This is a genomic window from Pseudomonas sp. ZL2 (assembly GCF_054788455.1).
Genome location: NZ_JBGOGX010000003.1, coordinates 131,689 through 151,636, shown reverse-complemented (window position 1 = coordinate 151,636; position 19,948 = coordinate 131,689). Strand labels below are relative to the sequence as shown.

Genomic DNA, 19,948 nt, shown 5'->3' with positions numbered 1-19,948 from the left:
AGCGGTCTGGACTGAGCTGTTATCATCGGGAGAATCTATCTCGTACGGATCGTTCCATGTCCACTCGCGAAATCCGCATTGCCACCCGCAAAAGTGCCCTGGCCCTGTGGCAGGCCGAATATGTCAAAGCCCGTCTGGAACAGGCCCATCCCGGTCTGGTCGTGACCTTGGTGCCGATGGTCAGCCGTGGCGACAAGCTGCTCGACTCGCCGCTGTCGAAAATCGGCGGCAAGGGGCTGTTCGTCAAGGAACTGGAAACCGCGCTGCTCGAGAACCAGGCCGACATCGCCGTGCACTCGATGAAAGACGTGCCGATGGACTTCCCCGAAGGCCTGGGCCTGTTCTGCATCTGCGAGCGCGAAGACCCGCGCGATGCCTTTGTTTCCAACACCTTCAACAGCCTTGAGGCGCTGCCGGCCGGCAGCATCGTCGGTACCTCCAGCCTGCGCCGCCAGGCCCAGTTGCTGACCCGCCGCCCTGACCTCGAAATCCGCTTCCTGCGTGGCAACGTCAACACCCGCCTGGCCAAGCTCGACGCCGGTGAGTACGACGCCATTATCCTCGCGGCCGCCGGCCTGATCCGCCTCGGCTTTGAAGACCGCATCACCTCCAGCATCAGTGTCGACGACAGCCTGCCTGCGGGCGGCCAGGGCGCGGTGGGCATCGAGTGCCGCAGCGCCGACAGCGAAATCCATGCGCTGCTGGCCCCGCTGCATCACGCCGACACCGCTGACCGGGTCACTGCCGAGCGGGCGCTGAACAAGCACCTCAATGGTGGCTGCCAGGTGCCGATCGCTTGCTACGCGGTGCTCGAAGGCGAGCAGCTGTGGCTGCGCGGACTGGTTGGCGAGCCGGCTGGCGGCAAGCTGCTCACTGCCCAGGCCCGCGCGCCGCGCCAGGATGCCGAAGCGCTGGGCATCAAGGTCGCCGAAGACCTGCTCGGGCAAGGTGCCGAGGACATCCTCAAGGCGGTCTACGGCGAGGCCGGGCATCCGTGAGCTGCTGGCGCCTGCTGCTGACCCGGCCGGCAGAAGAGTGCTCGGTGCTGGCCCAGACGCTTGCCGAACAGGGCGTGTTCAGCAGCAGCCTGCCGTTGCTGGAAATCGAGCCGCTGGCGCTGACGCCAGCGCAGCTTCGCCAGGTACAAGCGCTTGATCAGTACTGCGCGATCATTGTCGTCAGCAAGCCGGCTGCGCGCCTGGCGGTTGAACAGCTGAATGCGCACTGGCAGCAGCCGCCCGAGCAAGCCTGGTTCACCGTCGGCGCAGCCACCGCGCAGATCCTCGACGACCATGGCCTCAACGTCAGTTATCCACCGCAAGGTGACGACAGCGAAGCGCTGCTGCAGCTGCCGGCATTGACCGCAGCGATCAGCCAGGCGCAAGCCCGGGTGCTGATCATTCGCGGCGAAGGCGGGCGCGAGTTGCTCGCCGAACGCCTGGCTGCACGGGGTGCCCGCGTCGATTACCTCGAGTTGTATCGCCGCTATCTGCCGCATTACCCTGAGGCTGTCCTGGCCCGGCGTATTGCCGGGGAACGCCTGAACGGCCTGGTGGTCAGCAGTGGGCAGGGTTTTGAACACTTGCGCCAACTGGCGGGCGAAGACTGGCCACGGCTGGCGCAGCTGCCATTGTTCGTGCCCAGCCCACGGGTGGCGGAACTTGCCCGCGCCAGTGGCGCACAGAATGTAGTGGATTGCCGTGGTGCCAGCGCCACGGCTTTGCTGGCAACATTGCAGGAAACTCCTGCACCAGCCCCCTAAGGCGCTAAGCTGATTGGCGACGTGCCGCAAAGCAAAGGATGGATACGTGAGCGAAACTGTCTTGCCCAACGATGAACTGAAGGCCCCTGAGGCTGCTGCGCAAACCCCCGTGGAACCGGCCAAGCGGTCCGGTAATGGTCTGGCAATCCTGGCCTTGCTGCTGGGCGCGGCGGGTGTTGCAGTTGGCGGGTGGGGCGTATGGCAGGTTCGCCAGCTCCAGGGTGCCGAGCAGGGGCAGGTGCAGAACCTGCAGGCCCTGAGCGAGCAAACCCGGGCCCTGCAGCAGCGTGAGCAGCAACTTTCTGCACAGCTGGCCGTTTTGCCGCCTGCTTCCGAACTGGAAGACCGTCGTCGCCTGGTCGCCCAACTGCAGGGTGATCAGCAGCGTTTGAGCCAGCGCCTGGAGACCATCCTCGGCGCCAGCCGCAAGGACTGGCGCCTGGCCGAAGCCGAGCACCTGCTGCGCCTGGCCAGCCTACGTCTATCCGCCTTGCAGGACATCGTCAGTGCCCGCGAGCTGGTCAAGGGGGCAGACGAAATCCTCCGTGAACAGAGCGACCCGGGGTCGTTTGCCGCCCGCGAGCAACTGGCCAAGAGCCTGGCCACCCTCAACAGCGTCCAGCAGCCCGATCGCACCGGCCTGTTCCTGAAGCTGGCAGCCCAGCGCGAGCAAGTGCTGCAGCTCAGTGCCCAGTCGCCGGAGTTCAACAGCAATGCCGATGCGCTGGGAGCCCTGACCGCTGATGGTGATGGCGCCAGTCGCTGGTCGCAGTGGTGGGCCGAGCTGTCCAAGTACTTCCAGATCGATTTCAACGCCGACGACAATGTTCGTCCGCTGCTGGCCGGGCAATCGCTCAATCAGTTGCGCCTGGCCCTGAGCCTGACGATCGAGCAAGCCCAGTGGGCTGCGCTCAATGGCGAAGCCAAGGTCTATACCCAGGCCCTGGATGACGCCAGGAGCGTGCTGTTGGCCAATTTCAACCCGGACAACCCGCAGAGCCAGGCAATGCTTGCCGCTCTCAACGAGCTGGCCGAGCAGCCGGTTGCGGTGGTGGTGCCGGACCTGGCAGACAGCATCAGTGCCGTTCAGGCCTACCTTGAGCGCCGGCATCTGCCGGTCGAGGAGGCCAAGCCATGAAGCGCGTCTACCTGCTGGCGGTGGTGGCCATTGCAGTGGCTGCTGCGCTCGGGATCGCGATCGCCAAGCACAGCGGCTATGTGCTGATCTCCTACGGCAGCTTTCGCTATCAGTCGGGCCTGTGGGCAGCCCTGGCGGCGCTGGCCGGGATTATCCTGGCGGTGCTGCTGGTGCGCTACCTGGTCGGCCTGGTGCTGACTTCAGGCGGGGTGGTCAACCCCTGGTCGCGGCGCAACCGCAGCCGTCGCACGCAACTGGCCATCGAGCAGGGCCAGCTGGACCTCGCCGAGGGTCGCTGGGCCAGCGCTCAACGTCACCTGCATCGCGCTGCCGAAGCCGAGCGTCAACCGCTGCTGTACTACCTCGGCGCCGCGCGTGCCGCCAATGAGCTGGGCCGCACCGAAGACAGTGACAACCTGTTGGAGCGTGCCCTGGAGCGTCAGCCCGAAGCCGAGCTGGCCATTGCCCTGAGCCACGCCCAGTTGCAGATGGACCGCGGCGACAGCGACGCGGCCCTGGTTACCCTGCAGGCCATGCAGGAGCGTCACCCGCACAACGTTCAGGTGTTGCGCCTGTTGCAGCGTCTGTATCGCGAGCGTGGCGACTGGTCAGCACTGATCCGCCTGCTGCCTGAGCTGCGCAAGGACAAAGTGCTGCCGGCGCCGGAGCTGGCTGAACTGGAGCGCCGTGCCTGGGGTGAGAACCTGAGCCTGGCGGCCAGCCGCGAAGGCGATGAACAGACCGCGCGGCAATCCCTTGAGCGCGCCTGGCAGCAGCTTACCGCTGCGCAGCGTCAGGAACCGCCGCTGGTGCTGGCCTATGCCGAGCAGCTACGCCAGCTGGGTGCTGAAAGCGAGGCCGAGCAGGTCTTGCGTACAGCCCTCAAGCGTCAGTACGAAAGCCATCTGGCCCGGCTGTACGGGTTGGTGCGCGGCGGCGACCTGGCTCGCCAGTTGCAAACGGCCGAAGGCTGGCTCAAGGAGCATCCTGACGATCCAAGCCTGCTGCTCACCCTGGGCCGCCTGAGCCTGCAGAACCGCTTGTGGGGCAAGGCGCGGGATTACCTGGAAAGCAGTTTGCGTGTGCAGCGCAATCCCGAGGCCTGTGCCGAACTGGCGCGCCTGCTTGCTGGCTTGGGTGATACCGAACGCAGTAACCAATTGTTCCAGGAAGGCCTGGGCATGCTTGATGAGCGTCTGCTGGCATTGCCACTGCCAGAGGTCGTGCGAGCTTGAGTTACCCATGGGCGCGCCGAAAAACGCGGGCCCATGGGCTTGAGCCAATTTCCTGCGTTAGCCGGTAAGTTTTCCTTCAAATACCTACGCATTTTTCTTGCTGAGTTCGGGATACTTCCCCAGTCGTTCAGGGACTTGTCCCGACTGTCTTGCCTTGATACAAGCCGCGCCTTTCCTCTACCGTTATCGCCTGTCTATTGCGCTCCTGGATTCGCCATGTCGTTGGCCCGCTTGCGTTCACTATTCTTCCCGGCGTTGCTGGCATCGATACTGGTCCAGGCTGCCGCCTATTACCTGGAATTCGGCATGGGCCTGGTGCCATGCCCGCTGTGCTACAGCCAACGCCTGTTCCTGGGCGCGTTTGCCGTGGTCTGCCTCTGCGCGGTGGTGCATTCCCCGGGGCGTCTGGGTACCCGCATCTATGCCGCTCTGGCGCTGTTCTTTGCCGCAGGTGGCGCGCTGCTCGCCGCCCGGCACGTGTGGCTACAAGGCAATCCGGCGCTTTCAAGCACCGAGTGCGAACCGGCTTTTGACTACGTTATCGAAAGCATGCCAACGCTCCAGGTCATCAAGGCAATGGTCATCGGCAGCCCCGATTGCGTGCCTATCAACTGGAGTTTCCTGGACCTGACCCTGCCTGAATGGAGCCTGCTGTCCTTTGTGTTGCTGGCAACCTTGCCGACCTTCCGCCTGCTCGGCCGCACCCGCCCCCTGTTCACCCGCGCGGTAAAAAACTGAGGCGAAGTTTTTCACAGTGCAAGCGACCGGCGGCAAAGGATGGTCGGATTAAACACTTGTATGAACTTTGTCGCGTGCGTACCTTGAAGGCTAGGGCGCACGGGAATAATCTCCCTGCACGCATACCGAAAACACAGCTGCTCGATGCCGCTCTGCTGATTCCACCTTTGCTCTGCACATTTGCGGCGCGGGGGCAGGGGCATTACCCAGAAGGGAAGAGATCGCCATGCTAGATAGTTGTCAGAATGCTCAGGAACGCTGGGGTGGGGTTCATAAGCTCATTGACCGCTGGTTGGACGAGCGTGCAGAGCTGGTGACGGCCTTCCGCGAGCTGCGTGATGCCAAGCCGGCGTTTGCCGACAAGGACAAGAACCGTGACTTCTGTGCGGTGCTGATCGATTACGTGTCAGCGTGGCATTTCGAAGTGAGCGAACAACTGGTCAGCGAAGCCAAGGCGTTTGGTGATACTCGCGGCCTCGAGCTGGCCAAGCAGATCAGCCCTCGCATCGACGCCATCACCGAAATCGCTTCGGCTTTCAACGATCACTGCGACAAGGGCAACTGTAACGACCCTGAACGTTTCGCGGAAAAGCTGGGCAAGCTCGGCAGCCTGTTGCATGAGCGTTTCGAGCTCGAGGATTGCCTGATCGAAGTGCTGCATACTGCGCACAGTGAAGAAGGCGCGGTGCAGGCCTGACGGTGCTGCCGACCCTCAGTCGGCAACCCCGAGCAGTTCGATCTCGAACACCAGCGGCGTATAGGGTGCAATCAGGTCACCCGCGCCATCGGCGCCGTAAGCCTGCGCCGAAGGGATCACCAGCCGCCATTTCGCCCCGGTCGCCATCTGCGGCAATGTCACCTGCCAGCCCTCGATAACACTGTCCAGATTGAACCACTGTGCCTGCTGGTTCTGATCGAACACGGTCCCGTCCGGCAACTTGCCAACATAGCGAACCTGGACTTTGCCTCCCGCTTTGGGTTTGCTGCCAGTGCCGGCCTGCAATTCGCTCACGAGTATGCCTTCAGCCAGTTCACGCACTCCGGGCCTGGCCCGTTCAGTGGCCATGAAACGTTTCTCTGCGCTCAGCAATTGTTCGGTCTGGGCTTGAACTGCAGCCTCGTTGGCCTGGGCATCATGTTCACTGAGTATTGCCGTCATGCGCTCTTTGCTCAGCGCCAGCGGCTTGTTCTGATAAGCCTGGCGCAACCCTTCGATCAAGGCATCGAGTTGCAGGCCGGGAACTTCGGTACGCAGGCGTTCACCCAGGCTGGCGCCCAGGCTGTAGGCCAGGTCATGGTCACTTGTCGAAGTAGTTTCAGGCGCTGCAATTAACGATGTCGGCAATAGCAACAGGGTAAGGATTAGATAGCGCGGCACAGGCTCGCTCCTGCTTCAGAGGAAACAAAGTATGCCAGCCTTCGCTCGTCACTTCGTGTAAATATCAGCAACACTTTGTGCAGCATCTACACTTGTTTCCAGCTGCAGCGATAACAACTTTGCCCAGGCATGCAACGCGGCGCATTTAATACTGTCAACATGCCCTAGCGGCGGTAGCAGCAGAAGCATAGTATGAGCCGCAATCTCGTCAGCCAGGAGGTAAACCATGTCGGCCAATAAGAAGCCAGTAAGTACGCCGTTGCACCTGCTCCAGCAACTCTCGGGCAGCCTGCTCGATCATTTGGAAAATGCCTGCTCGCAAGCGCTGGCTGATGCTGAAAAACTGCTCGCCAAGTTGGAAAAACAACGGGGTAAGGCACAGGAAAAACTGCACAAGTCCCGTCTTAAACTGCAGGACGCTGCCAAGGCTGGCAAAGCCAAGGCACAGGGCAAGGCCAAGGACGCTGTGGCCGAACTGGAAAAGTTGCTCGACAATTTGAAGGACCGTCAATCGCAAACGCGCACCTACATCCTGCAACTCAAGCGTGACGCTCAGGAAAGCCTGAAACTGGCCCAGGGTGTTGGCAAGGTCAAGGAAGCCGCCGCCAAGGCGTTGACCCTGCGTTCGGCCAAACCTGCTGCAGTGGCTGCTGCCAAGCCAGCCGCCAAACCTGCTGCCAAGGCACCGGCCAAAGCCGCGAGCAAACCTGCTGCCAAGCCTGCGGCAAAACCGGCCGTTAAAGCCGCCGCCAAACCAGCAGCCAAGCCTGCTGCTAAAGCACCCGCGCGCACTGCTGCAGCCAAGCCTGCTGCTGCCAAACCGGCCGCCAAGCCTGCTGCCAAAGCCCCTGCCAAGCCTGCGGCGAAAACTGCAGCGGCAAAACCGGCAGCCAAGCCGGCAGCTAAACCCGTTGCGGCAAAACCTGCCGCTAAACCTGCCGCTAAACCAGCAGCGGCAAAACCAGCAGCCAAGCCAGCCGCAAAAGCTCCGGCCCGTACCGCTGCAGCCAAACCGGCCGCGGCAAAAGCCCCGGCTAAGCCCGCTGCCAAACCTGCCGCTAAGCCTGCTGCCGTAAAAGCACCCGCCAAGCCTGCTGCAAAGCCCGCTGCAGCCAAACCAGCAGCCAAGCCGGCTACTCCAGCAGCACCGGCAGCAGCCGCTGCTCCTGCACCGGCAGCCGCTGCGTCGTCTGCACCAGCAGCTTCGGTAACACCGGCCACTCAGACCCCGTCTTCGGCGTCCTGAGTCGTCAGCATCACGGCGCGCAGCCTGTGCAGCGCGTCGTGATGCGCACCGGCGCCTTCGGGGGCCAGCCAGCTTATCCAGTCCAGTGCGGTTTCGGGCGTTGCTGCCCAGTCCTTGCAGGTCGTCTCAAGGCGCTCCAGCAGGATGCGTTCTGCCGCTAACTCCAGACCTTTTACCTGCTCGCGCAATCCCGTCAATTGCGGATCCCTGGCTGCCTCGTTTCGCCAGGACTGACGCAGGGCGCGCAGTGGTTTCACCACTTCGGTTTGCCAGGTCTCGGCCAGCTCCGTGAGCTGTCGCACCCGTTGTTCGTTCGCTGCTACGCCACGGGCACTAAGCCAGATGCCGCACAGCAGCAGGCAGACGTCGCCACCCAGGTCCTGCCACTGCAGGCAGGCGGCTTCCACGCCTGGTCGGGCGTAAAGCTTCAGGGCAAAATTCCACAGGTCGGTGTGCATGGTCCCACTCGCGCCAGTTGCCGACGAAGCTGGTAGACTCCGCGGCCATTATGATCAGACTATCGAACCTCACTTTACAGCGTGGTCCACAGCGCCTGCTAGAAGGCGCCGAGATGACCCTGCACGCCGGTCATAAAGCCGGCCTGATCGGTGCCAACGGCGCCGGTAAATCCAGCCTGTTTGCCTTGCTGCGCGGCGAGTTGACGCCCGACTCCGGTGACTGTCAGCTGCCTGCGGACTGGCGCATCGCGCACATGCGCCAGGAGGTCGATACCCTCGACCGCCTGGCGGTCGACTATGTACTCGACGGCGATGCCCGCCTGCGCAAGGTCCAGGCCGACCTGGCTGCGGCCGAAGCCGCCCACGACGGCACTGCGCTGGCACGCCTGCACATCGAACTCGACAGCGCCGACGGTTATACCGCCGACGCCCGGGCGCGCAAGTTGCTGGCGGGTCTTGGCTTTACCAACGAGCAGGTGGACCGCCGGGTCGGCGACTTCTCCGGTGGCTGGCGGATGCGCCTGAACCTGGCCCAGGCACTGATGTGCCCGTCCGACCTGTTGCTGCTCGATGAACCGACCAACCACCTGGATCTCGATGCCATCCTCTGGCTGGAAGACTGGCTCAAGGGCTACCCCGGCACGCTGCTGCTGATTTCCCACGACCGAGACTTCCTCGATGCCGTGGTCGATCATGTCGCCCATGTCGAGCAGTGCAAGCTGACCCTCTACCGTGGCGGCTACACCGCGTTCGAGCGCACCCGTGCCGAGCGTCTGGCGCAGCAGCAACAGGCCTACGAGAAGCAACAGGCCCAGCGCGCGCACATGGAAAAGTACATCGCCCGGTTCAAGGCCCAGGCTACCAAGGCCCGTCAGGCGCAGAGCCGGATCAAGGCCCTGGAGCGCATGGAAGAGCTGTCGGCGGCCCATGTCGATTCGCCGTTCGACTTCGTCTTCCGCGAGTCGGAGAAAATCTCCAGCCCGTTGCTCGATCTGTCCGAAGGCCGTCTGGGCTATGGCGACAAGACCATCCTCGAGAAGGTCAAGCTGCAGCTCACGCCGGGTGCCCGGATCGGCCTGCTGGGCCCGAACGGCGCTGGTAAGTCGACCCTGATCAAGAACCTCGCCGGTGAGCTGGAGCCCCTGAGCGGGCGCCTGGTGCGTGGCGAGAACCTCTCGGTTGGCTACTTCGCCCAGCATCAGCTCGACTCGCTGGACAACAAGGCCAGCCCGCTGCTGCACCTGCAACGCCTGGCGCCGACCGAGCGCGAGCAAACGCTGCGCGATTTCCTCGGTGGCTTCGACTTCCGTGGCGGGCGCATTGACGAGCCGGTGCTGAACTTCTCCGGCGGCGAAAAAGCCCGCCTGGCTCTGGCCCTGATTGCCTGGGAGCGGCCGAACCTGTTGCTGCTCGATGAACCGACCAACCACCTGGACCTCGAAATGCGCCTGGCGCTGACCATGGCCCTGCAAGAGTTCAGTGGCGCGGTGCTGGTGGTCTCCCACGACCGTCACCTGCTCAAGAGCACCACCGATGACTTCCTGCTGGTAGCCGACGGCAAGGTCGAGGCTTTCGATGGCGATCTGGACGACTACAGCCGCTGGCTGGTCGAGTACCGTCAACGCAATGCTCCGGTGAGCAGCGCGCCGGTCAATGCCGACAAGACCGACAAGAAGGCTCAGCGCCAGGCCGCAGCGGCCCTGCGTCAGCAGCTGGCACCGCACAAGCGTGAAGCCGACAAGCTCGAGCGCGAGTTGGGCAGCGTGCATGAGCAACTCGCCAAGGTCGACGCCGGCCTCGGCGACAGCGCGCTCTACGAGGCGGCGCGCAAGGACGAGCTGCGTGACCTGCTGGCTCAACAAGCCAGGCTCAAGGTCCGTGAAGGGGAGCTGGAAGAAGCCTGGATGGCTGCCCTGGAGACGCTTGAGAGCATGCAGGCGGAGCTGGAGGCGTTGTCCTGATGGAATCCTTGCAATGGCCATTGCCGGTGGAATGGATCGCACCGTTCTGGCTGGGTTTGCAGATCCTGCTGATCCTTTCGGCGGCGTTCATCCTGCAGCGTGTGGTTGCGCGTTGCCTCAAGCGCCTGGGCGAGCGCTATCCGTTGCCGCCCGAGCTGCTGATGCCGCTGCGCGGTGGCCTGCGCTGGCTGATCATGGGCAGTGCGCTGATCTTCGTCCTCGAACGCCTGGGGGTTTCCGCCACGGTGCTGTGGACCGCCTTGTCCGGTTTCGTTGCGGTGGCGGCAGTGGCGTTCTTCGCCATGTGGAGCGTGCTGTCGAACCTGCTCTGCGCGGTGCTGATCTTTACCGTCGGGCCATTTCGCATCGGTGATGTGGTCGAGCTGGTCGAAACCATCGACAAGCCCGGCGTCAAAGGCCGGGTGGTCGCGATCAACCTGTTGTTCACCACCTTGATCGAACTGCCGGAGGCTGGCGGTGCGCTGGTGCAGGTGCCCAACAGCCAGTTCTTCCAGAAATCGGTACGGCGCTGGCGCGGTGCCGAAGTACTGCCGCTGGTGAGCGAAAGCAAAACTTCGGACAATTGATCGGTCGCAGAAAAAAATCGTGGTGATTTTTTCGCCAGGGCACTAGCTTAGAGGTTTGTAACAAGTTAGTGCCGAGGTGCGCGATGTTATTGGAAACGTGGTTGGCATTTTTTGCCGCTTGCTGGGTAATCAGTCTGTCGCCGGGGGCCGGGGCCATTGCCTCGATGTCCTGTGGCCTGCAATACGGCTTCTGGCGCGGCTACTGGAACGCGCTAGGCCTGCAACTGGGCCTGGTGCTGCAGATTGCAATCATTGCCGCCGGCGTCGGTGCCATCCTCGCGACATCAGCCACTGCGTTCCAGGTCATCAAATGGTTCGGTGTTGCCTACCTGGTGTATCTGGCGGTCAAGCAGTGGCGCGCGCTGCCGGCTGACATCAGCGACAATTCCGCCGTACGCCCCATCGGCAAGCCGCTGAGCCTGGTGTTCCGTGGCTTTCTGGTCAACGTCAGCAATCCCAAGGCGCTGATCTTCATGCTCGCGGTGCTGCCGCAGTTCATCAACCCGCATGCGGCCCTGCTGCCGCAGTACCTGATCATCATCGCGACCATGGTCACGGTCGACCTGATGGTCATGGCGGGTTATACCGGGCTTGCAGCCAAGGTGTTGCGCCTGCTGCGCACGCCCCGGCAGCAGCGGCGGATGAACCGTACCTTTGCCGGGTTGTTCCTGGGCGCGGCGACGTTGCTGGCGAGTATCCGTCGGGCGCCGGTTTAGGAACCCGCGATAAACTCACCGCACACAAAAAGGCGACCCGAAGGTCGCCTTTTTGCTTTCTCAGCGCAAAATCTGCGCCGGCTCATCAGGCGGCAAGTTGTTGCGCGCCGGTGCACGTTCGTGCCCCGGTACGCTACCGCCCAGTTGCTCGGCCATCTGCCGCGCAACGTCCATTCCCAACTCCTTCGAGACCTCACGCACCACCCGCGGGCGGTTCAGGGTTACCCGCACATCCTGGCTGTTGACCAGCTTGGTGTCCTGGCCTTCGCCCATGGCGGTGAACGCCGAGGTGATCTCGTAGGTCTTGGTGTTGATCAGGCTGAAGTCGGCCACCAGGCTCAGGCCAAGGATGGCCGAATAGCTGTTGGTGTTGTCCAGGGAGGTGATATCGCGCTGGAAATCGATATCCGACAAGGTGCCGAACAGCACGTAGTCGGCGCCCTTGAAGTTGCCGTTCTTGATGCGCCGGATCACGTCATACACGTCGCCTTTGGCATCGGCGGTGTAGGGCGTGCCCTGAACCAGCTGAAACATCCCGGACTTGAGAATCTCGCCCTTGATGTCACCGGTGAACTTGCGCAGTTCGGTCTGCTCGATGTAGCTGTCGCGGCTCTCGTACTCGCTGTAGCTCGACGAGCCACTGGCGTGGTACATGCTTGCCTGGCCGCTGCTCTGCGCCGAGACCGTGTGGATGTACTGCTCCACACGCTCCTGGTACGCGAGGTCGGTGACCGCGACCTTGGGGGCCGCTTGCACGCTGAACGCGCAAGCCAGGCCCAGAACGCCCATCCATGCACGCATTGCTTAGCGCTCCGTGGTCTTGCGGATTTCTTTTTCGTCCATCCACTCGGCCAGGCCGCTTTCAACGTCGATCAACTGCAGGCTGAACTTGTAGAACACGTCCTTGTAGTCGCTGCTGCGCTTGACGATCGAGCTGATCGAGCCTTCCAGGCGGTACTTGGCGGCGATCATGTTGCCGGTCTTGGCCACAGTGCCCTTCTTGTACAGGCCGCTCTGGTTCTGCAGCTTGAGCTGGTCGACCTGGCTCTGCATCTGGGTGTTGTCGCTGGCGAAGCGGGCGGTGCCGGACTTCATCAACTGGGTCTTGATCGAGGTGGTGATCTCGCGGGTATCGATGTACTCGCTGGTCTTGTTCTTCACGTCATAGACCTGCACCACCGGGCGACCCTGGAGGATGCCGGACTGGGCCAGGGAGCGGGTCATGGATTCGGCGATCATCTGCAGGTCGGTCGAACCGAACTCGTTGGTGACCAGTTCCACGGCCTTGCTGTCGCCGTAGCCGATGTTCTTGCCGCCCAGGACCGGCGACGGCGTGCTGCAGCCGCTGACCAGAGCAATGGCGAGGGCGGCGAGGGAAATGCGTGCAATCATGAAAAGGTGCTCCTGCAAAAATGATTACTGAGACTGAACTTCAAGGCGGAAATCGGTGGCCTGCGGCACGGGTGCGATAGCCGGCAACACGCTGGCCTGCTTGCCGTACAGGATCACGGTCTTCCAGCTTTCTTCATCGGCAACCGGGAAGCCGTCGTTACCCAGCCAGGCGAAGCGGTAGAACAGGGTTTTGTTGCTGCCGCTGGTGTTGTTCAGCGACACCTTGACGGTCAGGAAGCCGTTCTCGCGCGCAACGCGCATCGGGCCGGTTTCGATGTTCTTCAGTTTGCCCATCTTCACCACCTTGCTGGCGGCGCTGCCAGGCTCTGGCGGTGGCGGGGTCGCGCAACCGGCCAGCAGGGCAGTGACGAGAACGGCGAGCAATTTGATACGCATGACGCTTCCTTAAGGTTGTTTGAGGCTGGCGACGGCCTGACCCGCGGCTTTCGTTTCCACATGCAGGGCTGGACCACCGGCAAAGACCTGGTTGCCGACCACGCGCAGGGTGACGACCTGGAACGGGCGGTCGATCTTCACGCTGACCTGGCTGCCACCCAGGCTCGACGGCAGGCTGAGCTGGTGCTCGCCCTGGCGCAGGCGCACGCGGGCAACCTGGGTTTCGTCAGGCAGGGTGCGCCAGGTGCGGGTGTCGGCACCTTCGGTGATGGTCGAGGCAATACCGACGGCGAGGCCGGCCAACGGGTTGACGTCGTTCAGCTGCTTCTGTGCCACGCCACGGGAGATGGCCCGTACGCTGGTACGCAGGATGATCCCCGGCATGTCGTCACGCAGGGCGCGGCGCGACATGGCGGTGGTGCTGTTGAGGGCGGTCAGCTTCAGCTCGCGGTCATTCAGGTAGATCTCGCTGAAGTGCGCAGTGGAAGTGTCTTCCTTGATCACCGGGAACGACAGCGGGGTGATTACCAGGTTGCCGCTGATTGGCAACGGCAGCGGGACACGCACCGAGTCGCGGGCCGGGGCCAGGCCGCTCTGGATCACGATCAGCACGTCGCTGTCGGTGGTTTTCGCTGCGGGCTTGTCCAGTTCGAGCAGGGCCTGCTCCAGCAGCGGGGTGTTCGGGCGCAGCTCGGCAGCCTTGCGGTAGCCCGGTGCAGCCAGGCCTTTTTCGCCCAGGGCTTCGTACACATAGCCGGACAGGTAGTGGCTGAACGCACTCTGGTAGCTGTTCTTCAAGCCGACCACTTCCGGAGCGTCGAGGCTGGCTACCGGGTAACCCTGGAGCTCCTTGTACTCGGTCTTGACGCCTTCTTTCTCGGCCTCTTCTTCGCGCTTGAGGTACTCCTTGTCGCGCAGCTCGGCGATGACCGCTTCACGCTCGTGGGTCTTCTTGATTTCGGTACGGGCGCCGTCGAAGTCGTTCTGGGCCAGCAGGTTGAGGGCCATCTGCGTGGTCAGCATGACTTTTTCGTAGTCGTAGCCTTCGTAACGGCGGACCTTGTCGTTGACCAGGTAGCTGCCGAACTGGCTCAGGTACTTGTCGGTGTCCAGCTTGACCGACTCTTCCCACTTGAACACCACGTCGTCGGCACTGCGCCAGGCCAGCTGGCTGCCGGCCAGGTCGCCCTTGGAGCGCAGCAGTTCGCCTTTCTCGAAGTAGTAGAGAAGGTCTTTGTCCTCACCCTTGTTGTTCTTTTCCAGCAGTTGCAGGGCAGCGTCGACGTTGCCGCTACTCAGGTGCTGGTTGGTTTCCTGAAGTTCGCTGTCGTAACTGCGAAAGGCCGAGCAACCAGCCAGTTGGATGGCCGCGACCAGGGTCGCGACGGTGAGGACACGGGATGCCATCTGAATTCTTCTTCCCTGAATTGATGAGAGGCCTGGGGGGCGAGACGGCTGTCATCTCTCTGGCGATATCGCCAAATCCTCTTAAAAGAAGAGCCTAAATTCTTATCCGCTATATAGCGGCGCGGCATTATAAACGCATTTGCTGGCTAATTAATGGCGTTTTGCTTTTTGAATCTGCCGTTGTGCCAGCATTCACATATCGGCCGACGAACGGTTGTTCTTTAGCCGGAAGGGATTCAGGGCTATTTGTCACAAAATTTTTCAAGGATCAGCCTGACAAGCCTTGAGCGAAGGGCAGTGGAAGTGAACAATGCTTTACCTCGTATTTCCATTTGAGAGTCGCTCATGATTCCCCGTTCCCGCTTACTCGCCTGGCTGCTCTGGCCGGTGCTGGCGTTGAGCAGTGCCACACTGCTGGCCGACAGCACCGATGGCGCTGCCAAGGCCCTGCACCTGCTCGATTACATCGGTGCCGATTACCCGGCCACCGTTGAGGCAGGCAAGGTCATTGACGAAGGGGAATACCGCGAGCAGCTCGAGTTCATCGATGTGCTTCAGGGGCTGATCGTCGCCTTGCCTGCGCGTGCGGAGCGCCAGGCCCTGGAGCAAGGTGTGGTCAATTTGCGTCAGGCGGTCAGTCAGCGTAAGGACGGCCCGGGCGTCGCCCGTCAGGCCCGTCTGCTCGGCGCGCAACTGGCGGTGGCTTATGATGTCAGCCAGGCGCCGATCATTACCCCGGACCCGAGCCGCGGCGCGCCGCTGTATGCCCAGCATTGCTCGGTGTGCCATGGCGATACCGGCGCTGGCGACGGCCCGGCCGGCCTCGGCCTGACCCCGCCGCCGGCGAACCTGCGCAGCGCCGAGCGGCTCGACCGTTTGAGCCTGTTCGACCTGTACAACACGCTCGGCCTGGGTATCGAAGGCACCGACATGCCGTCGTTTGCCGACCAGCTCGACGAGCGTCAGCGCTGGGACCTGGCGACCTATGTCGCCAGCTTCACTGCCGACCCGGCCACGGCCAAGGGTGACAAAGCCTACAACCTCGCCGACCTGGCCCGTCAGACGCCGGCCGAAGTCGAAGCCAGTGAAGGGCCGCAAGCGCTTGCCCGGTTCCGCGCCCAGCGTGCCCAGCCGCCACAGGTTCAGCGTGGCCCGGCGCAACTGCTGGAGTACACCGCCAGTACCCTGGACAAGAGCCTGGCGGCATATAAGTCCGGCGACCACGAACAAGCCTATGACCTGTCGGTAGCGGCCTACCTGGAAGGTTTCGAGCTGGTTGAAAGCTCGCTGGACAACGTTGATGCCAACGTGCGCAAGGACACCGAAAAGTCACTGATGGCGTACCGGCAGTCACTGCAGGACGGCTTGCCGCTGGAGCAGGTGCAACAGCGCCTGGATGCGGCCAAGGCCAAGCTCAAGGATGCCGCCGGCCTGCTTGGCGGTGATGGTCTGAGCTGGTCGCTGAGTTACATTTCAGGCCTGCTGATCCTGCTGCGCGAAGGCCTGGAAGCAATCCTGGTGCTGGCGGCGATCCTCGCCTTCCTGCGCAATACCGGCCAGCAATCGGCGGTGCGCAGCGTCAACGTGGGCTGGGGCCTGGCCCTGCTTGCCGGGCTCGGTACCTGGGCGCTGGCGGCGTATGTGATTGACGTCAGCGGCGCCCAGCGCGAATTGCTTGAAGGCTGCACGGCACTGTTTGCCAGCGTCATGGTGCTTTGGCTGGGCGTGTGGATGCACGATCGCCGCCACGCGGCGGCCTGGCAGGACTACATCAAGAGCAGCCTGGTCAGTGGCGGCGGGCGCTTCGGTTTTGCCGTGCTGGCGTTCTTTTCGGTGTACCGCGAGTTGTTCGAAGTCATCCTGTTCTACGAAACCCTCTGGCTGCAGGCCGGCCCCGCCGGGCACAACGCGGTGCTGGCCGGTGGCGCCACGGCGCTGGTGCTGCTGGTCGGCCTGGCCTGGGTGATCCTGCGCGGTTCGGCCAAGCTGCCGCTGGCGCTGTTCTTCAGTATCAACGCGGCATTGCTGTGCGCCTTGTCGGTGGTGTTTGCCGGGCACGGGGTCAAGGCCCTGCAGGAAGCCGGGGTGTTCGGTACACGGCCGGTGGCGTTCTTCGATTTCGACTGGCTGGGGATTCATGCCGATGCCTACTCGTTGGCAGCGCAGGTAGTTGCGCTGCTGGCCATTGCCATCCTCTACGGGCGCAGCCGCCTGGCCGAGAAGCGCCGCCAACTGGCGGGCTGATTTGAAGCGAAACGGGTGAGCAGGGATACTGTTCCCCCGTTTTTGTTGGAAATCTGTGCCATGCGTGTGTGGATCGATGCCGACGCCTGCCCCAAGGCGGCCAAGGATCAACTGGTCAAGTTCGCTCTCAAGCGACAGCTGGAAGTGGTGCTGGTGGCCGGGCAGAGCCAGATCAAGCCGGCCTTTGCCTGCGTCAAGCTGATCGTCGTGCCCAGTGGTCCGGATGCCGCCGATGATTACCTGGTCGAGCACGCCGTGCCTGGCGAACTGGTGATCTGCAGTGATGTGCCGCTGGCCGATCGCCTGGTCAAGAAGGGTGTTGCCTGCCTCGACCCGCGCGGCAAGGAATTCGACGAGCGCAACATGGGCGAGCGCCTGGCGGTGCGCAACCTGTTCACCGACTTGCGCGAGCAAGGGCAGGTCGGTGGTGGTCAGGCGCCTTATGGCGACCGCGAGAAGCAGGCGTTTGCCAACGCCCTGGACCGGATCCTGACCCGCCTGGCGCGCCAGGTGCCATAGCCGCTGGCTTGGGCTGGCGATCACCCTGTGGGCGCTGGCTTTGCCAGCGATCGAGCGCGCAGCGGTCGAAAGTCAGGCAGCAATGAGGTGTTGACTGTACAGGCCTCATCGCCGGCAAGGCCGGCTCCCACAGTGGATCTGTGCCTCACTCCAGTGTTCAGTCATTCTCGTGGGTCAGTTCCAGCACCCGGTCGACCAGCTTGTAAATGCCACCTGCCGCTTCGCTGATGCTTTTGGCCAGCATGTAGGCCGGGGTGCTGACCAGCTTGCGCAGGGTGTCCTCGACGATGTCATGGACATCGCATTCCTCATGGGTGCCGCCCATCTTGACGATAGCCGCGCTGGTGCCGGCATCGTTACCGATGGTGCAGACCACGCCGGGGCCGTAGATCTTCGCCGCCAGGGCCGGTGAGATGCAGATCAGGCCGACCGGCTTGCCGGCTTCGGCGAAAGCTTCAGCCAGGGCCAGGACGTCCGGGTGCACGCTGCAGCCGGCGCCTTCCACGGCAAAATTCGAGAGGTTTTTCGCCGCGCCAAAGCCGCCCGGCACGATCAGTGCGTCGAAGTCCTTGGCGTCGGCTTCACGCAGATCCTTGGCCTCGCCGCGGGCGATCCGCGCCGATTCCACCAGCACATTGCGGGTCTCGGGCATTTCTTCGCCGGTCAGGTGATCGATCACATGCATCTGCGCAATGTTTGGCGCAAAGCACTGCACTTGCGCCCCGCGCTGATCCAGGCGCAGCAGGGTGATCACGCTTTCGTGAATCTCGGCGCCGTCATAAACGCCACAGCCGGAAAGAATCACAGCAACTTTTTTCTGGGTCATGCTCACTACTCCCGATTCGAGGCGCTAAATGTCCTCTAGTTTGGCAGATGTGGCCATAGGGGTTGTGCCATTCCCGGCCTAATCTTGCTGGATAGCCTGGAGATGGATAACCCATGGACCTGATCCTGTTGGCGGTACCGTTTTTCTTCGTTCTGATCGTGGTCGAACTGCTCGCCGACCAGTGGCGGGGCATGCGTACCTATCGCCTGGCGGATGCTATCAACAGCCTCAGCGCCGGGGTGCTGTCGACCACCACCGGCCTGTTGACCAAGGGCGTGGGCCTGGTTACCTACGCCCTGGCCTGGGAACATCTGGCACTGTTCAAACTGCCGGGCGAGGCGCTGTGGGTGTGGGTGCTGGCGTTTGTCTTGTATGACTTCTGCTATTACTGGCTGCACCGTATGGGCCACGAGCGCAACATCCTCTGGGCCGCTCATTCGGTGCATCACCAGAGCGAGGACTACAACCTGTCCACGGCCTTGCGCCAGACCAGCAGCGGCTTCTTGCTGTCTTGGATCTTCTACCTGCCGATGGCCGTGCTGGGCGTGCCGCCGCTGGTGTTCATCACCGTCGCGGCGCTCAACCTGCTGTACCAGTTCTGGGTGCACACCCGGCACATTCCGAAACTGGGCTGGTTCGAATGGCTGTTCATTACCCCGTCCAATCATCGTGTCCACCATGCGCAGAATCCTCTGTACTTGGATCGCAACTACGGCGGAGTGTTCATTGTCTGGGATCGTCTGTTTGGCACCTTCCAGGAAGAGGATGACAACGAGCCGGTGATATTCGGCGTGACCACGCCGCTGGCCAGCTGGAACCCGCTGTGGGCCAACCTGCAGTTCTATGCCCAGCTATGGAGCGATGCGCGGCGGGCCGAGTGCTGGTGGGACAAGCTGCGGATCTGGTTCATGCCCACTGGCTGGCGCCCGGATGACGTGGCCCGGCGTTATCCACAGGCCAAGCAGGACTTGAGCCGCTTCGAGAAGTTCGAGGTGCCCCTGGCCTGGCCGCAGCAGCTTTATGTTGTTGTGCAGTTCGTGGCTTATGTGGCGTTGGGCAGTTACTTGATGGAGCACGCCGAGCAGCTGTCGATCGGTGCATTGCTGCTGGGCTGGGGCTTGATGGCGTTTGGTTTGTTCGTGCTGGGCACGGCGCTGGAGAACCGGCCCTGGGCCTTGAGGCTGGAACTGCTGCGTCTGGGGTTGAATGCCCCGGCCATGCTGCTGGCCGGGACTACCGGCTTATGGCCGGTCACCGCCCTGGCTTGGGTCTTGCTGCTTGGCTACAGCTTGCTCAGCCTGTTCGGCCTCTACGGCAGCCGCTTCCTTGCGCGCAACGCGGGCAGCCTTGAAGCGCCGGCGCAGCCACAGGCAGCCGCCGAGCACCAGCAGGCCGCCGAGCACCCATAGCTCGTATTTCTTCACGTTGCCCAGCAGGCCTTCGAGAATGGCGCCGAAGTGATAGGCAGCAGCGCCCAGGGCCAGGGCCCAGATGGCTGCGCCAATGCCGTTGAGCAGCAGGTAGCGGCGCGGCGGGTAGCCGGACAGGCCGATGGCCACCGGCATCACCGTGCGCAGGCCATAGACGAAGCGGAAACTCAGAACCCAGATGTCCGGATGACGGCGAATGTGCTCCAGCGCACGGTCGCCCATCATCTGCCAGCGCGGTTTGCGCGCCAGCAGTTTGCGCCCATGGCGGCGCCCCATGAAGTACCACAGCTGGTCGCCCGCGTAGCTGCCGAAGAAGGCCACTACGACCACCAGGTTGATATCCATGTATCCGCGGAACGCAAGGAAGCCTGCGAGAACCAGGATGGTCTCACCTTCGAAAAACGTGCCGAGAAAAAGGGCAAAGTAGCCGAAATCCTGCAGGAATTGTTGGAGCATTTTCTGGGTGCTGGCGAAATGAACGCGCAGCCTAACCCTTCGTGGCCTTTGGGGAAAGT

20 protein-coding genes and 1 pseudogene are annotated in these 19,948 nt (G+C 62.8%); 13 read left to right on the top strand and 8 right to left on the bottom strand.

Annotation, left to right across the window (positions count from 1 at the left end; translation table 11 throughout):
- The first annotated feature begins 56 nt into the window (after positions 1–56).
- The 6 genes from hemC to rsd all read left to right on the top strand — a co-directional run bounded on the left by hemC (position 57) and on the right by rsd (position 5,570).
- Complete coding sequence (gene hemC, locus ABM562_RS04365; RefSeq protein WP_115084738.1) at positions 57–998, top strand: hydroxymethylbilane synthase; 942 nt, start codon at positions 57–59, stop codon at positions 996–998.
- Positions 995–1,762 carry a uroporphyrinogen-III synthase gene (locus ABM562_RS04360; protein WP_115084740.1) on the top strand — a complete coding sequence of 256 codons (768 nt, stop codon included), beginning with the start codon at positions 995–997 and terminating at the stop codon, positions 1,760–1,762. Before hemC ends, ABM562_RS04360 begins: the two co-directional genes overlap by 4 nt.
- Positions 1,763–1,808: 46 nt before the next feature.
- Positions 1,809–2,900 (top strand): uroporphyrinogen-III C-methyltransferase, encoded by a 1,092-nt coding sequence (locus tag ABM562_RS04355; RefSeq protein WP_115084742.1) that lies wholly within the window; start codon positions 1,809–1,811, stop codon positions 2,898–2,900.
- Positions 2,897–4,135 (top strand): heme biosynthesis protein HemY, encoded by a 1,239-nt coding sequence (locus ABM562_RS04350; RefSeq protein ID WP_115084743.1) that lies wholly within the window; start codon positions 2,897–2,899, stop codon positions 4,133–4,135. The genes ABM562_RS04355 and ABM562_RS04350 overlap by 4 nt, the downstream gene beginning before the upstream one ends.
- Before the next feature lie 216 nt (positions 4,136–4,351).
- Positions 4,352–4,873, top strand: coding sequence for a disulfide bond formation protein B (locus tag ABM562_RS04345; protein ID WP_115084745.1), 522 nt, complete (start codon positions 4,352–4,354; stop codon positions 4,871–4,873).
- 226 nt (positions 4,874–5,099) lie between these two features.
- A complete protein-coding gene (gene rsd / locus ABM562_RS04340; protein ID WP_115084747.1) occupies positions 5,100–5,570 on the top strand; it encodes a sigma D regulator in 471 nt (156 codons plus the stop codon).
- A gap of 15 nt (positions 5,571–5,585) precedes the next feature.
- Here rsd and ABM562_RS04335 read toward each other — a convergent pair whose 3' ends face one another.
- Positions 5,586–6,251: an FKBP-type peptidyl-prolyl cis-trans isomerase gene (locus tag ABM562_RS04335; protein WP_115084749.1), complete on the bottom strand. Its 666-nt coding sequence runs from the start codon at positions 6,249–6,251 to the stop codon at positions 5,586–5,588.
- A gap of 226 nt (positions 6,252–6,477) precedes the next feature.
- Here ABM562_RS04335 and ABM562_RS04330 point away from each other — a divergent pair, with 226 nt between their 5' ends.
- Complete coding sequence (locus tag ABM562_RS04330; RefSeq protein WP_460420986.1) at positions 6,478–7,497, top strand: AlgP family protein; 1,020 nt, start codon at positions 6,478–6,480, stop codon at positions 7,495–7,497.
- Here the strand turns inward: ABM562_RS04330 and ABM562_RS04325 are convergent.
- Positions 7,473–7,955 (bottom strand): TIGR02444 family protein, encoded by a 483-nt coding sequence (locus ABM562_RS04325; protein ID WP_460420984.1) that lies wholly within the window; start codon positions 7,953–7,955, stop codon positions 7,473–7,475. The two genes, ABM562_RS04330 and ABM562_RS04325, sit on opposite strands and share 25 nt — an antisense overlap.
- Before the next feature lie 50 nt (positions 7,956–8,005).
- On the opposite strand from ABM562_RS04325, the gene abc-f reads away from it, so the two are divergent.
- The 3 genes from abc-f to ABM562_RS04310 all read left to right on the top strand — a co-directional run bounded on the left by abc-f (position 8,006) and on the right by ABM562_RS04310 (position 11,219).
- Positions 8,006–9,916 carry a ribosomal protection-like ABC-F family protein gene (gene abc-f / locus ABM562_RS04320; RefSeq protein WP_460420983.1) on the top strand — a complete coding sequence of 637 codons (1,911 nt, stop codon included), beginning with the start codon at positions 8,006–8,008 and terminating at the stop codon, positions 9,914–9,916.
- Positions 9,916–10,503: a mechanosensitive ion channel family protein gene (locus ABM562_RS04315; RefSeq protein ID WP_115084754.1), complete on the top strand. Its 588-nt coding sequence runs from the start codon at positions 9,916–9,918 to the stop codon at positions 10,501–10,503. Before abc-f ends, ABM562_RS04315 begins: the two co-directional genes overlap by 1 nt.
- 83 nt (positions 10,504–10,586) lie before the next feature.
- Positions 10,587–11,219, top strand: a complete 633-nt coding sequence (locus tag ABM562_RS04310; protein WP_115084756.1) for a LysE family transporter — start codon at positions 10,587–10,589, stop codon at positions 11,217–11,219.
- Between the two features lie 60 nt (positions 11,220–11,279).
- Here the strand turns inward: ABM562_RS04310 and ABM562_RS04305 are convergent, their stop codons facing one another.
- From ABM562_RS04305 to ABM562_RS04290, 4 genes are read right to left on the bottom strand one after another with little or no spacing between them, the layout of a single operon-like run.
- Positions 11,280–12,020, bottom strand: a complete 741-nt coding sequence (locus tag ABM562_RS04305) for a penicillin-binding protein activator LpoB (protein ID WP_115084758.1) — start codon at positions 12,018–12,020, stop codon at positions 11,280–11,282.
- A gap of 3 nt (positions 12,021–12,023) precedes the next feature.
- On the bottom strand, positions 12,024–12,611 hold the full coding sequence (gene lpoB / locus ABM562_RS04300; RefSeq protein WP_115084760.1) for a penicillin-binding protein activator LpoB: 588 nt from the start codon (positions 12,609–12,611) through the stop codon (positions 12,024–12,026).
- A 24-nt stretch (positions 12,612–12,635) separates the two neighbouring features.
- On the bottom strand, positions 12,636–13,007 hold the full coding sequence (locus tag ABM562_RS04295) for a YcfL family protein (protein ID WP_258578561.1): 372 nt from the start codon (positions 13,005–13,007) through the stop codon (positions 12,636–12,638).
- A 9-nt stretch (positions 13,008–13,016) separates the two neighbouring features.
- Positions 13,017–14,414 carry a COG3014 family protein gene (locus tag ABM562_RS04290; RefSeq protein ID WP_115084764.1) on the bottom strand — a complete coding sequence of 466 codons (1,398 nt, stop codon included), beginning with the start codon at positions 14,412–14,414 and terminating at the stop codon, positions 13,017–13,019.
- Between the two features lie 345 nt (positions 14,415–14,759).
- Between ABM562_RS04290 and ABM562_RS04285 the strand changes: the two genes are divergently transcribed.
- Positions 14,760–16,658, top strand: a complete 1,899-nt coding sequence (locus ABM562_RS04285; RefSeq protein WP_460420979.1) for an FTR1 family protein — start codon at positions 14,760–14,762, stop codon at positions 16,656–16,658.
- Between the two features lie 60 nt (positions 16,659–16,718).
- Positions 16,719–17,177: a YaiI/YqxD family protein gene (locus tag ABM562_RS04280; RefSeq protein WP_115084767.1), complete on the top strand. Its 459-nt coding sequence runs from the start codon at positions 16,719–16,721 to the stop codon at positions 17,175–17,177.
- A 157-nt stretch (positions 17,178–17,334) separates the two neighbouring features.
- Here the strand turns inward: ABM562_RS04280 and elbB are convergent, their stop codons facing one another.
- A complete protein-coding gene (gene elbB, locus ABM562_RS04275; RefSeq protein ID WP_460420977.1) occupies positions 17,335–18,003 on the bottom strand; it encodes an isoprenoid biosynthesis glyoxalase ElbB in 669 nt (222 codons plus the stop codon).
- A gap of 113 nt (positions 18,004–18,116) precedes the next feature.
- On the opposite strand from elbB, the pseudogene ABM562_RS04270 reads away from it, so the two are divergent.
- Positions 18,117–18,743: pseudogene (locus ABM562_RS04270) on the top strand (sterol desaturase family protein); the annotation flags it as partial.
- A 501-nt stretch (positions 18,744–19,244) separates the two neighbouring features.
- Here the strand turns inward: ABM562_RS04270 and ABM562_RS04265 are convergent.
- Entirely contained in the window at positions 19,245–19,889 is a 645-nt protein-coding gene (locus tag ABM562_RS04265; protein WP_166675748.1) for a DedA family protein, read from the bottom strand.
- Between the last annotated feature and the right edge of the window lie 59 nt (positions 19,890–19,948).

What these genes read in the sequence shown, in the direction of transcription:
- hemC (WP_115084738.1), top strand. Translation starts at nt 57, where the DNA reads ATGTCCACTCGCGAAATCCGCATTGCCACCCGCAAAAGTGCCCTGGCC.
- ABM562_RS04350 (WP_115084743.1), top strand. Translation starts at nt 2,897, where the DNA reads ATGAAGCGCGTCTACCTGCTGGCGGTGGTGGCCATTGCAGTGGCTGCT.
- ABM562_RS04345 (WP_115084745.1), top strand. Translation starts at nt 4,352, where the DNA reads ATGTCGTTGGCCCGCTTGCGTTCACTATTCTTCCCGGCGTTGCTGGCA.
- rsd (WP_115084747.1), top strand. Translation starts at nt 5,100, where the DNA reads ATGCTAGATAGTTGTCAGAATGCTCAGGAACGCTGGGGTGGGGTTCAT.
- ABM562_RS04330 (WP_460420986.1), top strand. Translation starts at nt 6,478, where the DNA reads ATGTCGGCCAATAAGAAGCCAGTAAGTACGCCGTTGCACCTGCTCCAG.
- ABM562_RS04325 (WP_460420984.1), bottom strand. Translation starts at nt 7,955, where the DNA reads ATGCACACCGACCTGTGGAATTTTGCCCTGAAGCTTTACGCCCGACCA.
- abc-f (WP_460420983.1), top strand. Translation starts at nt 8,006, where the DNA reads ATGATCAGACTATCGAACCTCACTTTACAGCGTGGTCCACAGCGCCTG.
- ABM562_RS04315 (WP_115084754.1), top strand. Translation starts at nt 9,916, where the DNA reads ATGGAATCCTTGCAATGGCCATTGCCGGTGGAATGGATCGCACCGTTC.
- ABM562_RS04310 (WP_115084756.1), top strand. Translation starts at nt 10,587, where the DNA reads ATGTTATTGGAAACGTGGTTGGCATTTTTTGCCGCTTGCTGGGTAATC.
- ABM562_RS04305 (WP_115084758.1), bottom strand. Translation starts at nt 12,020, where the DNA reads ATGCGTGCATGGATGGGCGTTCTGGGCCTGGCTTGCGCGTTCAGCGTG.
- lpoB (WP_115084760.1), bottom strand. Translation starts at nt 12,611, where the DNA reads ATGATTGCACGCATTTCCCTCGCCGCCCTCGCCATTGCTCTGGTCAGC.
- ABM562_RS04295 (WP_258578561.1), bottom strand. Translation starts at nt 13,007, where the DNA reads ATGCGTATCAAATTGCTCGCCGTTCTCGTCACTGCCCTGCTGGCCGGT.
- ABM562_RS04290 (WP_115084764.1), bottom strand. Translation starts at nt 14,414, where the DNA reads ATGGCATCCCGTGTCCTCACCGTCGCGACCCTGGTCGCGGCCATCCAA.
- ABM562_RS04285 (WP_460420979.1), top strand. Translation starts at nt 14,760, where the DNA reads ATGATTCCCCGTTCCCGCTTACTCGCCTGGCTGCTCTGGCCGGTGCTG.
- ABM562_RS04280 (WP_115084767.1), top strand. Translation starts at nt 16,719, where the DNA reads ATGCGTGTGTGGATCGATGCCGACGCCTGCCCCAAGGCGGCCAAGGAT.
- elbB (WP_460420977.1), bottom strand. Translation starts at nt 18,003, where the DNA reads ATGACCCAGAAAAAAGTTGCTGTGATTCTTTCCGGCTGTGGCGTTTAT.
- ABM562_RS04265 (WP_166675748.1), bottom strand. Translation starts at nt 19,889, where the DNA reads ATGCTCCAACAATTCCTGCAGGATTTCGGCTACTTTGCCCTTTTTCTC.